At 29.0% G+C, this 13439-nt stretch carries 13 protein-coding genes and 1 pseudogene; 9 read left to right on the top strand and 5 right to left on the bottom strand.

The window, feature by feature from the left end; all coding sequences use genetic code 11:
• The first annotated feature begins 8 nt into the window (after positions 1-8).
• From ACVHXK_RS05995 to ACVHXK_RS05975, 5 genes are all read left to right on the top strand, one after another.
• The gene (locus ACVHXK_RS05995; RefSeq protein WP_461205462.1) at positions 9-1589 is read left to right on the top strand and encodes a glycoside hydrolase family 43 protein; all 1581 of its coding nucleotides are present in this window, start codon (positions 9-11) and stop codon (positions 1587-1589) included.
• A 232-nt stretch (positions 1590-1821) separates the two neighbouring features.
• On the top strand, positions 1822-2373 hold the full coding sequence (locus ACVHXK_RS05990) for a DNA-3-methyladenine glycosylase I (RefSeq protein ID WP_461205461.1): 552 nt from the start codon (positions 1822-1824) through the stop codon (positions 2371-2373).
• A gap of 94 nt (positions 2374-2467) precedes the next feature.
• Complete coding sequence (locus ACVHXK_RS05985; protein ID WP_461205460.1) at positions 2468-2602, top strand: hypothetical protein; 135 nt, start codon at positions 2468-2470, stop codon at positions 2600-2602.
• A 123-nt stretch (positions 2603-2725) separates the two neighbouring features.
• Positions 2726-5191, top strand: coding sequence for an EAL domain-containing protein (locus tag ACVHXK_RS05980; protein WP_461205459.1), 2466 nt, complete (start codon positions 2726-2728; stop codon positions 5189-5191).
• 41 nt (positions 5192-5232) lie between these two features.
• Positions 5233-5445 (top strand): DUF6485 family protein, encoded by a 213-nt coding sequence (locus ACVHXK_RS05975; RefSeq protein ID WP_461205458.1) that lies wholly within the window; start codon positions 5233-5235, stop codon positions 5443-5445.
• 18 nt (positions 5446-5463) lie between these two features.
• Here the strand turns inward: ACVHXK_RS05975 and mnmH are convergent, their stop codons facing one another.
• Together mnmH and ACVHXK_RS05965 are read right to left on the bottom strand one after the other, a co-directional pair.
• Complete coding sequence (gene mnmH / locus ACVHXK_RS05970; RefSeq protein WP_461205457.1) at positions 5464-6495, bottom strand: tRNA 2-selenouridine(34) synthase MnmH; 1032 nt, start codon at positions 6493-6495, stop codon at positions 5464-5466.
• 91 nt (positions 6496-6586) lie between these two features.
• A complete protein-coding gene (locus ACVHXK_RS05965) occupies positions 6587-6889 on the bottom strand; it encodes a Crp/Fnr family transcriptional regulator (protein WP_461205456.1) in 303 nt (100 codons plus the stop codon).
• Positions 6890-6927: 38 nt separating this feature from the next.
• Between ACVHXK_RS05965 and ACVHXK_RS05960 the strand changes: the two are divergent.
• A pseudogene (locus ACVHXK_RS05960) lies at positions 6928-7254 on the top strand (ABC transporter permease subunit); the annotation flags it as partial.
• A gap of 73 nt (positions 7255-7327) precedes the next feature.
• On the opposite strand, the gene ACVHXK_RS05955 reads toward ACVHXK_RS05960, so the two are convergent.
• The 3 genes from ACVHXK_RS05955 to ACVHXK_RS05945 all read right to left on the bottom strand — a co-directional run bounded on the left by ACVHXK_RS05955 (position 7328) and on the right by ACVHXK_RS05945 (position 10523).
• Positions 7328-8497 (bottom strand): quaternary amine ABC transporter ATP-binding protein, encoded by a 1170-nt coding sequence (locus ACVHXK_RS05955; RefSeq protein ID WP_461205455.1) that lies wholly within the window; start codon positions 8495-8497, stop codon positions 7328-7330.
• A 3-nt stretch (positions 8498-8500) separates the two neighbouring features.
• On the bottom strand, positions 8501-9355 hold the full coding sequence (locus ACVHXK_RS05950) for an ABC transporter permease (protein ID WP_461205454.1): 855 nt from the start codon (positions 9353-9355) through the stop codon (positions 8501-8503).
• 196 nt (positions 9356-9551) lie between these two features.
• Complete coding sequence (locus ACVHXK_RS05945; protein WP_461205453.1) at positions 9552-10523, bottom strand: ABC transporter substrate-binding protein; 972 nt, start codon at positions 10521-10523, stop codon at positions 9552-9554.
• 271 nt (positions 10524-10794) lie between these two features.
• Here ACVHXK_RS05945 and ACVHXK_RS05940 point away from each other — a divergent pair, with 271 nt between their 5' ends.
• The 3 genes from ACVHXK_RS05940 to ACVHXK_RS05930 all read left to right on the top strand — a co-directional run bounded on the left by ACVHXK_RS05940 (position 10795) and on the right by ACVHXK_RS05930 (position 13432).
• Positions 10795-11472 carry a Crp/Fnr family transcriptional regulator gene (locus tag ACVHXK_RS05940; protein WP_461205452.1) on the top strand — a complete coding sequence of 226 codons (678 nt, stop codon included), beginning with the start codon at positions 10795-10797 and terminating at the stop codon, positions 11470-11472.
• A gap of 89 nt (positions 11473-11561) precedes the next feature.
• Complete coding sequence (gene corA, locus ACVHXK_RS05935) at positions 11562-12608, top strand: magnesium/cobalt transporter CorA (protein WP_461205451.1); 1047 nt, start codon at positions 11562-11564, stop codon at positions 12606-12608.
• Positions 12609-12973: 365 nt separating this feature from the next.
• Positions 12974-13432 (top strand): MarR family winged helix-turn-helix transcriptional regulator, encoded by a 459-nt coding sequence (locus ACVHXK_RS05930; RefSeq protein WP_461205450.1) that lies wholly within the window; start codon positions 12974-12976, stop codon positions 13430-13432.
• The last annotated feature ends 7 nt before the right edge of the window (positions 13433-13439 follow it).

Genomic DNA, 13439 nt, shown 5'->3' with positions numbered 1-13439 from the left:
CGATGGAAATGCAGACAAGGATTGAAAATCCTATATTGAGAGGGTTTAACCCTGACCCAGCTATTTGTTATGCCAAGGGTACATATTATATAGCAACAAGTACTTTTGAGTGGTTTCCTGGTGTGCAAATTCATGCTTCGAAAGACCTTGTTAATTGGGAGGTAGTGGCTCGCCCACTTAATAGAATTAGTCTTTTGGATATGAGAGGAAATCCATCATCGGGTGGTATTTGGGCACCCTGCTTAACTTATAAAAAAGGAAAATTTCACCTTATATATACTGATGTTAAAATTTGGGATAATGATGCACCTTTTAAAGATGCCCATAATTATTTAACAACTTGTAATAAAATCGATGGAGAGTGGAGTGAACCACTCTACATGAATAGTAGTGGTTTTGATGCATCCCTTTTCCATGATGATGATGGTAGAGTTTGGTATTTGAATATGGAGTGGGATTATCGAAAAGATAATCTTGATCGTTTTGCGGGTATTGTTATACAGGAATTTGATGAAAAAAAACAGTGTCTTGTAGGTGAAGTCCAAAAAATTTATAGAGGAACAAGCATTGGTTTAACTGAAGGACCGCATATATACAAGGTAGGAGAATTTTATTATTTAATGACTGCTGAAGGAGGAACATCCTACGAGCATGCAGTAACAATTGCACGTAGTAGAAACGTACTTGGTCCTTATCAAACACACCCAAGTAATCCACTAGTTACAAGTTATAACAAGGATATTAATATAAAAAAAGCAGGCCATGCAAGTATGTGCAAAAATGATAAAGAAGAATGGTTTCTTGTGCATCTTTGTGGACGTCCACTTCCGGGAACAGACCGTTGTGTGTTAGGCCGTGAAACATCAATACAAAGATTAGTTTGGCAAGATGGATGGCCATATATTGACTCTAGTAATGGACCATGTAATGACCCTCAAGATTATATTGAGGTTGAAGAGAACATCGAAAAATTAGTAAATGATGATATAAAATATACTTTTCAAAATAATGATTTCTTTAAAGATTTTCAAACACTTAGAGTACCTCTTGGTGATTTGATGACTGTAGATGAAAGAAAAGGTTATTTGAGACTTTATGGTAGAGAATCTATTATGTCACAACATCTGCAAACTCTTGTTGCAAGAAGACAAACAGATTTTATGTTTGAGGCAGAAACACGATTCCAATGTAAACCAGAAAGTTTTCATCATATGGCTGGTATCACATATAGATACGATGAAAAAAACCAATATTTCTTTAGACTAAGTTTTGATGAAGTAAAGGAAAAATACTCTCTTGGACTTTTATGTGTTGATAGGTCAAACTTTAAGTTAGAAGAAATTGAAATTGATTATTTCGCAAGTATTACTTTGAAGTTAGTAGTAAAATACGATAAAATAAAATTTTATTATGCAGTAAAAGATAAATTCGTCGAGTTCCCTGGAGAGTACGATTCATCTATTTTATCAGATGATTATGTTGAGCCTATGGGATTTACAGGAGCATTTGTAGGTATGCAAACTGTTGATATGAGGCATCATGATTTCTATGCTGATTTTGAATATTTTAACTATAAAGTTTTAAAATAGATAGTAATAGTATTGGTATATTTATATAGTCTATTAAAAGTAAATATAATTAAAAATCATTTATAAAGTAGCGAGAAATTTTGCTGCTTTTTTTATGTATAAAACTTAATTGTATATTGATTTTCAGAATTTTGGAAGTTTCTAAGATTATTTAGATATGATTAGATGGAAATATTCGTCTACATATACAGACTAAAATAAAAATTGTATAATATAACAAGGGGTGATACTTATGAGTAAAAGATGCGATTGGGCGGGCAAAAATGAGTTGATGATTAAATATCATGATACAGAATGGGGAAAAGAAGTGCACGATGACAAAATACTTTTCGAATTTTTGATTTTAGAATCAGCTCAGGCAGGACTTTCTTGGCAAACTATTTTAAATAAAAGAGAAACTTATAGAAAAGCTTATGATGGATTTGAACCTTGTGTTGTAGCTTCATATGATGAGAATAAAGTAGAAGAATTACTAAAAGATCCAGGAATAATTCGTAATCGTAGAAAAGTAGAGAGTTCTATACTAAATGCAAAGATATTTTTACAGATACAGAAAGACTATGGTAGTTTCAATGATTTTTTATGGCAATTTGTTGATGGAAAGCAAATAGTCAATGAGTGGATTACAATGGACCAGGTACCAGTTATTACAGAGTTATCAGATAGAGTAAGCAAAACACTGAAAAAAATGGGGATGAAATTTGTAGGGCCTACAATCATATACTCATATTTGCAAGCTGTAGGGGTAGTGAATGATCATTTAATTGAGTGTTTTTTCAGATAAAAAATATAAATGTGCTTAAAATAAAGTTAATATTTTAAAAAAGTATTGAGCCATATTATAATTAATAAATACTAGAAAAGGAATTGAAATATCTATGGATGTAAATCAGTATATTAAGAAATTTGATAAAAAGAAAGAATTAGTAACTTTGAACAAAGGAAAATCAGGATATATTAATCAAAGTTTAAGAAAAAAAAACGTTGACAAGTTTAGTGTTCCTAAAATCTAAAGAGAAAGAAATAAGATTTAAAACTGATGGTGAAGTAATTATTAATATTTTCAAGCTAATGGAGAGTTAATGATGACTTAATAGATTAAAATTTCAGATGAAGTAATTTTAAGGAGGAAAAAGATGACTGGATTAATAATTGTTTATACAATATGTTCTGTGATATATCTATTTACTGGAATATACATATTTATGAAAGACAATAAAACTATTAATAGATTATTCTTTATTATGTGTGGACTTCTATTTATATGGTCATTGCTAAATATTTTACAAATTTGTAATGTGAATATTAATTTATGGAGTTATAAAATAGTAGCTTTTATAAGTATATATTTATATTTTCATATAGTAGTATTTATTATTGTGCTAACTAAAAATGAGTTTTTTTTACATAAAACAATAAATAGTATAATAATATCTATTCCATTTATTATTGCGGTCTATTTATATTGTGTTTTGCCTTTTTCTAAGCATGAATTTTCTAAAGCAGTATATGGAGCATATTTTGCCATGGGCACGGGAAGAGGATTAATTTATAATAGCTATTATATGATATATTATACGTATAGCATGATATTATCAGTAGTATTACTCATGGTTTGGGGAAGTACAACAAAAAAGAAGAGAGAAAAAGTTCAAGCTAGTTTAATAATAGTAGCAGTGATTATTATAGGTATATTTGCAATTATAGCAGATAAGTATTTAATTGAAAAAGTTAATGAACTCGTTATTGATCCTTTTGTGGTAATAATAACACTAATTCCAGTAGGGGTAATTGCGTATTCAATAAATAAGTATAGATTAATGAATTTAAATCCTAAAAAAATAGCATTTGAAGCTATTAATTTTATGAATGAAGGGCTAATTGTATTAGATGAAAACAATTTAATTAAAGAGATTAATAATGGTGGCGAAAATTTATTAGGTTTTAATCTAAAAGAAATAAAAGATAAAAATATTTCTCTTTTATTATCTCCAAATTCATGTGATTTTAATGAAGTTATAGTAAGCAGTCATGAAACTGATATTGTAAAAAAAGATGGCATATATATCCCGATACTTTTATCATATATAGTTTTACTAGATAAATTTGGAGATAAATTAAGTACCGTTATTATTTTTCAGGAATTATCAAAGATAAAGAATATGAAAGAAAAATTAATAAGAATGAATAATGAGCTTGAGAATAGAGTTAAAGAGCGTACTGAAAAGTTAAGTGCTTTAAATATTGATTTGAATAAGGAAATAAATAGACGAATTAAAATAGAGTCAAATATAAAGTATTTAGCTGAACATGATGAATTAACAGGATTGGCAAACAGAAGATTATTATATAAAAGAATTCAAAAGGCAATAGATAATGCTAAAGAGGATGAATATGTTATTTTAGTATTTCTAGATATCGATTCATTTAAAAATATAAATGATAATTTCGGACATGCTAAGGGAGATGAAGTCTTAAAGGAAATCTCTAAAAGGCTACTAAATACAATATCATCAGCTAATACTGTGGCTAGGATTGGCGGAGATGAGTTTTTGATTTTGTTTAATACTACAAGGAATAGACAGTATTTTGAAGAAGCTGTAGAAAAAATTTTTAGTTGTTTTAAAGAGCCCTTTATTTTAGATAAAGAAAGATTATATGTTAGCACTAGCATTGGTATTGATATTTATCCGGATGATGGTAGAGATATTGAAACGCTTATTAAAAATGCAGATATTGCATTATATAGTGCAAAAGATAACGGTAAAAACACATATAGATGTTTTGATGAATTAATGAGGAATGATGTTATAGAACAAATCAAATTATCAAATGATTTATATCATGCTTTAGAATTAAATGAAATTGAAGTGTATTATCAACCACAGGTTAACCAATCAACTGAAAATATTATAGGAGTAGAAGCTTTAGCAAGGTGGAATCATAGAAAATATGGAATGATTAGTCCTGTTAAGTTTATTCCCATAGCAGAGAAAAATGGATTGATTAATAAAATTGGGGAGTACGTACTAAAGACAGCCTGCATGCAAAATAAAAAGTGGCAAGATTTTGGATTTAATAATATTAAAATAGCAGTTAATATTTCAGTTGTACAATTGAATGATAGCTCATTTTTGGATAGAGTTTCTCAAATTATTGACGAAACAGGAGTGAACTCTAGACATCTAGAATTAGAGGTAACAGAAGGCATTTTAATAAAAAATATTAATGATATAATTCCTGTTTTGAGTAATTTAAAAAAATTAGGGATAAAAATATCCATGGATGATTTTGGTACTGAATATTCTTCTCTTAAATACCTAAGAGATCTACCAGTAGATAAAATTAAAATTGCAAGAGAATTTGTAACACAAATAACTGTCAATAAAAGAGATGAGGAAATATTATCATCTATAGTAAAACTTATAAAAAAATTAGATTTTGAAATTATTGCCGAAGGGGTTGAAACTAAAGGGCAATTAGATTTTCTAAGAAAGCTTGGCTGTGAGGAAATACAAGGATATTATTATTATAAACCTATGCCTTTAAACAAAATTGAAAGTATACTAAAAAGTAATGTATCTTCAGTTAAGAAGGAATAATATATAGAAATAAATTTATAAAAATAAAAGGAGATTATATTATGAAAGATGTAAAATTTTGTACTTGTGGTGATTTGAAATGTCCTAATCATCCTGCTAATCATGAAGAAGGATGTACTCTTTGTATAGAAAAAAACTTAAGAAAAAAAGAGATTCCTTCATGTTTTTTTAAAATGGTAAATGAGGACATTTCAAATCAGAAGGAATTCACTTTTGAAGCTTTCGCGGAGTTTTTGTATAAACATAAAAAGTAGAGCTTTGATATAGGTGATTTATTCACTGATTTTATTATATACTTCAATTAATTCAGTTACTGCAGATTCAACATTATCTGCATTGATAGTACAAATAGGATGATCTTTTTTTGACCACTTATTGTATAGTTTATCGTAGTAGTTTTCTAAAAGAATAATGGCAGTTTCTTTGAATTCTTTAGCTTGTATATGTGAAATTATATTTTCATAATCATTAGAAGAAAGATAACGCTTAATTTTACTAGTGGCTTCAATCAAATCTGAAATGTTATTATCCACAGAAACGTAAGTGTTTTCTAATCTTTTTGCTCGAAGATCCATAGAGCAATTTATATGTACATATATGCCATTTAATAGTGATTCATAAACAGGTTTTGGGACATCTCTACGTCCAACTTTTGAACTTTCAGCTTCGATAAACATATATGTATCTTTATGCTCTAATAATTTGTGATAAAGAATACTTTCGAATTGCTTTTGTGAGGTTTGTTCTCCGAGGCCTATTGAACCATAAGTTGAGCCCCTATGATTAGCATAGCCTTCTAAATCAATAACTGGATAACCTTTGTCTTCTAAAGATTCTAAAATATCAGTTTTACCTACACCGGTACCACCTTGAAGAACAATAAATTTTAATTTGCCTTCTAGTTTATTAAATTGTCCTCTTATATAACTTCTGTAACTTTTATATCCACCTTCTAATCGAAATACTTGTAATCTCATTAAAGACATAACAGTAGTTATAGAGGTGCTTCTCATTCCACCACGCCAGCAGTAAATCACAATTTTTTTTCTTTGTTTCTGGAATTCTTTCAATTTAGAATAAAAATCAGGCAATTTTTTTGAAGCTATCTCTAATCCCAATGTCATAGCTTCATCTTTACTCACTTGCTTATATATGTATCCTATTTTACTCCGTTCTTCAGCATCAAAAATAGGGATATTAATAGCACCATAAATACAATCTTCATCATATTCTTGTTTTGTTCTAACATCAATGAATACTACATCATTTCGCTTGTAGGCTTCTTCAATTGTAATTGAGTTCATTTTTGTACCTCTCTTTCATTTATCAATTATATAGGATAAATATTGGATTAACAAGAGGATACACAGTAATAGGTATAGACTTTGATGTTTTTTAACGTGTAAGTGGATTATAATATTTTAATGTTTCGTAATTTCTAATTATAATAATTTTATTTCCATTAAGGGTTATTAATGCTTCTTCTACAAACTTATGTAGCTTTATACTAATTGTTTCTCTTGTTACACCTGGATATTTGGACATTTCTTCTCTTGTGATTGGCATATTTATTTCTAGGCCTTCTTTAATACTTGTGACATATTTATCAGCTAGGTCAAGAAGAACGTAAGGAATTCTACTTTCAGTATCATTAGTTGAAAGGCTTTGTACTAGGTTTTCTTTATTTATTTTTGACAATTTGACTTTACCTTCATTATGTCATATTGATAGCTATTGCCGTAATACTCGTTATATATGTTATAGCAGGTACATTATACGGTATTGCAGGTGTTCTAGAGGCAGCTAGAACTGGTGGAGCTACTAATAACTATGGAACAGGATATGAGCTTGATGCAATTGCAGCCTGTGTTGTAGGTGGCTGGTCAGTATCAGGTGGTGTAGGAACAGTTCCAGGTGTAGTAGTTGGGGTACTTATCTTTAGTGTAATTAACTATGGTTTAACATTTGTAGGGGTAAACCCTTACTGGCAACAAATTATCAAAGGTGCAATTATAGTAACAGCAGTTGCTTTTGATATAAGAAAATATCTTACTAAAAAATAGAATTATTAAGAAATAATAATAAAACTTTATATAATAACAAAAAAACCAGCAGTTTAAAATCTGCTGGTTTTGTCTATGCTAATGCGGAAACGACATCATCATTACTTAAAACACCACGTAATCTATTCATTTTATCAACTATAGGTACATCATAATTGTTTTCATCAAGTTTTGACCATACTTCGTGTAAGTAGGCATTCCTGTTTAGACTTTGACAATCTTTAATAATATGTTTACTAATATCATCTGTTTTACTGTTTTTTAATGTATCAAGTTCGACATAACCTAGCAACTGACTAGCATTATCTGTTACGAAACAAAAATCTCTTTCTACATCTTCTAATTTTTTAATTACACTCATTCGATTTTCAAATTCTTTAGCTAAAACTGTTGGTTTTCTCATAGCAGAACGAACACGTAGAATTCTTGATTTATCTACATCTTCAATAAAGCTTTCAACATATTCATTAGCTGGAGTTTCGAGGAAATTTTTTGGTGTTCCTATTTGTACAATTTCACCATCTTTAAGTAGAAGAATACGGTCACCTAATTTAAAGGCTTCATTCATATCATGAGTAATAAATACAATAGTCTTGTCCATATAATCTTCAATGCTTAAAAATTCATCCTGCATATCACGACGGATAAGTGGATCAAGAGCACTAAATGGCTCATCCATTAATAATATTTCTGGGTCATTAGATAGAGCTCTTGCAAGACCAACTCTTTGTTTCATTCCACCGCTTAATTGGCTAGGCATATTTTTTTCCCAACCTTTTAAACCAACTAATTCTATAGCATCCAGTGCTTTTTTTTCTCTTTCTTTTTTGGGGACGTTCTGAACTTCAAGACCATATTCAACATTCCTTAGTACATTTCTATGACTAAGCAGACCAAAATGTTGGAATACCATGGACACTTTATTTCTTCTAAGAGTACGTAATTGTGTATCATCATAATTAATTATATTTTCTCCGTCTATTAACAGCTCGCCTTCTGTTGGTTTATTAAGTAAATTGAGACAACGAATTAAAGAAGATTTACCGCTGCCTGATAAACCAACTATAACAAAGAGTTCTCCCTCTTCAATGTCAAAGTTTATATTATTAACACCGACATTACAATTTGTTTCTTCTTTTACTTCTTGTATACTTTTATTTTCTTTTAGACTTTTTAATGCTTTTTCTTTTTGCTTACCGAAAATAAGAGTTAGATTTTTAATTTCTATTTTTTTATTTGACATTATTTATCTCTCCATTTCCTTAAGTTTATTAGCACTTCCTTGTAGAATTCTATCCAAAATGATAGCTAAAAATACAACGGCTAAACCAGCTTGAAAGCCATTACCCATTTCTAAACGACGAATAGATATTAATACTTGTTCACCAATTCCTTCTGCTCCAATCATAGATGAAATGACTACCATCGCCATAGCCATCATAGTTGTTTGATTAATACCAGCCATTAAAGTTGGTAAAGCTTGAGGAAATTGAATTTTGAAAAGCATTTGTCTTGATGTTGAACCAAAAGCAAGGCCAGCTTCTATAACATCATTACTTACATTAGATATACCTAGATAAGTTAAACGTATAAGAGGTGGTAGCGCATAAGTTGTTGTTGCAAAAACTGCAGGAACTTTACCAAAACCAAAAAACATTACTGCAGGAATTAAATATACAAAACTTGGCATTGTCTGCATAGCATCAAGTAATGGTAATAGAATTTGTTTCATAGTATTTGATTTAGTCATTAGTATGCCTAAGGGTAATCCTAATACTATTGAAACAAGGACGGATATAAGTACAATTGCAAAGGTATAAAGCATCATTTCCCATAAACCAAAAAGTCCTATAGCAAAGAGCATTATGGATAAAAGAAAACCCATTTTAAGAGAGTAAAGTCTCCATCCAGCATAAAATATGGCAATAATAATAAGCCACCATGGGAGAATACTCAAAATAAATTCAATACCATTAAATATTGTTAAAATAAAAATACTTATTGCGTCGAAAAATCCATCTAAATTTAGTAGCAACCAGTTAATAAAGCTATCTATAGGGCCACTTATTTCAAAGCGTAAGTTTTCTGGAAAAGCAAACATTATTTTATCAACTCCTATTAAAATTATTTGTCTAAAAAACTTTATAGTAAAGCGGTAATATTTATCAAATTAAGACTAATATAAAATTTTCATTTTAAAACTTAATTATACTTGTCCTGAGATTTGATTAGTTTTCAAAAATTGGACAAGTATAATTTGTTTTTATAACTACAAATTTTATATTTATGTTATGTTTTTATTCAATAGCAGAAATTACTTTATCATATATATCCTCTGGTACCCAACCTTTGAGTAAATCTTTGTTTTCACTTAGTAGCCATTTAGCAGCTTCATCGGGTTCAACTTCATTTTCATGCATATAACCTAATCCTTGGTTAGTGAATTCAGAAGAAGTTTTATATTTTGATAAAAACTCGGTTATTTCTGGATAATCATCAATAAATTCTTGTGTTGCTACAACGGTAACATCAACTGATGGAAAACTACCAATTCCATTTTCAAAGTTTTCAGGAGTATACTCAGTATCTTCAAGTAATACCATATCATAAAGGCCCATTACCCAAGTAGGTTCCCAATTATAACCAACCCAAGGTTCGCCTTTTTCATATGCGCTTGATAAAGTGGCTGATAGAGTAGCTGATGAGTCAATTGATTTGAAACTGTAATATTCATCTAAGCCATATTCAATCATTTTTTTGTCTAAGAACCCTGTTGCCATCCAACCTTCTGGTCCACCATAAATTATTCCTTTATCGGATCCTTCTGGATCTGGAAATAATTCAGGATAATTCTTTAAATCTTCAACAGTTTTTAAATCAGGGGCAATAGCATTTTCGCCTTCTACTAAATAAGAAGGTACGTATAAACCTTGTATATTATCATCAAAATTTGTAGAGAGTTCTACATAATGACCATTAGCAATATCTTCTTCATATGTAGGAACGTTGTCAGACCAAAATTCTGTAGATAAGTCTATGTCCTTTGTCTTTAATCCGGAAATCATTACAGCTGTATCTGCGATAACTATATCTACAGGAACACCATATCCTTCTTCAATAACCAATTTGGCAATTTGATCGTGGAGGGCATTACTATCCCAATCACCTTCACCAAAGACGATTTTATCGCTCTCAGTTGCACATCCAAATAAACTAAGAATAAGAGTTAAACTCATAGTTACAACTAATAATTTTCTAATAATTTTCATAAATTTAAATTCCTCCCATAAAATAATGTTTAATCTAACAATTCATATTATATCATTAAGTTGTTACTTTGTAAAATGGAAAAGAATAGATAATTAACAAATAGTAATAATAATAGATATTTTTTGATGAAGTATCAAAAAATATATCAAGAATATGTTAATTTATTAAAAAAATATTTGGCGTTAGGAAATTCATAAATTAAGTTTAGTAATGGATACTTTATTGATGATATAATTAACATAAAATATCTAATAATTATGGAGGAGTAGTATGGATAATTTTAATAAAATACCTTTATTTTATGGAATTGAAGATATGGAACTTAAAAGTATGATTGCTTGTATAAATCCAAAAATAAATAACTATAAGAAGGATGAATTCATAGTCATGGCAGGTGATGAGCTTACAGGAGTTGGAGTGATTTTAAAAGGGCAAGTAGCTATTTTGAAGGAAAATATTAATGGAGATAGAATGATTATGGCGGTTTTAAATGAAGGAAGTATGTTTGGAGAAGTAGCAGCTTTTTCAAAGAAAAAAAAATGGCCTTCTAGTGTATATGTACAAAAGGATTGTAAGATTATGTTTATACCTCCTGAAAAAATAGTAACTCAATGTCCAAGAGCATGTAGTAGCCATAGAAATTTAATCATAAATATGTTAAAAATATTATCAGATAAGGCTCTCTCATTGAATAAAAAAGTTGAATATCTTGCTATGAAAACTTTGAGAGAAAAAATAAGTAATTATTTACTAGAACAATATAAAAAAAATAATAGGCTTGAATTTAAAATTCCTCTAAGTAGAAGTGCGCTAGCAGAATTCCTAAACGTTTCAAGACCTTCATTATCCAGAGAAATGGGCAATATGAGAGACGAAGGAGTAATAGATTTTGACAAATCAAACATCATAATAAAAGACCTTCAAGCTATAGCGGATGCAGTAGAATAGAAAAAAAGTACCTGGCATCAAATACGCCAAGAGGAGTACTAAAAGTACTATAAGTAGTAATATAATTATTAGGGGATGAGGTGAGGTTTATGAGTAATAATAGTAGAGAAAATTATCTTTTTACAAATCAAGTTCCGGGGGAGTTAATTTATACGGGAGAGTATATTAATCAATCCGTTAGACTTGAATTAATTGTTTATGATAAAGAAAAGTTTGAATTTAAAGAAATAAAAGGAATAGATGAAATACCTAGCACGTCATCGGTTATATGGCTAAATGTTATAGGGCTCCACAATATTGAATTGATAAAAGAGATTGGATTAAAGTATAGTATTGATAAGATGTTATTAGAAGATATAGTTAATATAAAACAACGAAGTAAGATTGAGCCCCATAAAGAATATTTGTTTTCTGTTTTTAAAATGGTTTATATGAAAGGGAAGAATATAATACATGAGCATATTTCAATGCTCGTATTCAAAAATATGATTATTACCTTTCAAGAATGTGAAGGTGATGTTTTTGATACTATTAGAAATCGCATAAGAAATAATGCTGGTATCATTAGAAACAGAAAGGTAGATTATTTATATTACTCTGTAATAGATGCTTTAACAGATCAATATTTTGAAATACTTGGAGTAGTATCATCAAAAATTGATGATATAGAAGAACAGGTCATAGAAGAGAAAGAAGTTCCATTAGAATTAATTTATAGTTTAAAAAAAGAAATTCTTTTGTTGAAAAGTGCAGTATTTCCTATCAAAGATATTTTGATTAGTTTTTTAGCTAATGATATGGAGTATATTTCAGATGAGGTAACAAAGTATTTTAAAGATGTAGAAGATCATTTAAAGCACGTTGCAGAAACAATTGTTACTTATAGAGAAATGGTTATGAGTTTATCAGAAACCCAAATGTCTAATATAAGTAACAGAATGAATAAGGTAATGACTACATTGACTTTTTTCTCTATAATTTTCATACCACTATCTTTTTTGACTGGAGTATTCGGTATGAATTTCATATATATGCCTGGACTTACTAATCAGCAAGCATTTATATATTTTTGTATAGCATGTATAATTATTTCGGGAGGTATGGTTTCCTTTTTTAAGATTAATAAATGGTTTTGAAAAAAATATTATTCACAATTAAATAATAAATAACGTAAAAAGGGATTAGTAATGGAATATTACTGATTCCTTTTTTTCTTTCTTTTCAAATAATTCATCAGTGAATATTATTCATAAAACAATACTAGATAAATCAGCAATTTTTGAAATAAAAGTAACTAATAAAAGGAAATGTAGGTCTATAAAATTAAGTATTTACAAAAGGAATTACTTAGTATATAATTTATTTCGGATACGAAATAATCTAATGCGAAATAATCTAATACGAAATAATCTAATGCGAAATAATCTAATGCGAAATAATTACATCCGAAATAGTTCGAAATAAATATACTTTTGCAATGAGATTAGGAGGTGAATACTAATTGAATGAAATAGACACTACTTATGAAATTTTAAGAATTCTAAAAAATGTAAAAGAGTCAATTAGACTAAATTTTAAAGAACAATTTAAAGATGAGAATTTAACTGGTACCCAAGGAATGTTAGTTGGTATTTTAGGCCATCACGGGGGAATGAAAATCAGTGATCTAAGTAAGAAAATGTGCTTATCTAATAGCACAATTTCAGGAATTATTGATAGACTAGAAAAGAATGGATTTGTAGAAAGAAAAAGGTCTAAGGAAGATCGGCGTGTTGTTATAGTTGATTTAACAAAAGAATTTAAAGAAGAATGGAAATGCCATTTTAAAGTTTTAGAAAGCTATGTATCAAAAATTATTAATTATGCTACATCTGAAGAAATGGATGAAGTTTTGAATGGGCTGAAGACTTTAGATGAATTAATAAATCGATTCAAAGAAGAAAAAAATAACAAGGAGTAGATAAAAT

Source organism: Clostridium sp. DL1XJH146, from assembly GCF_054819755.1.
This window is presented reverse-complemented; position numbering and strand designations above follow the sequence as displayed.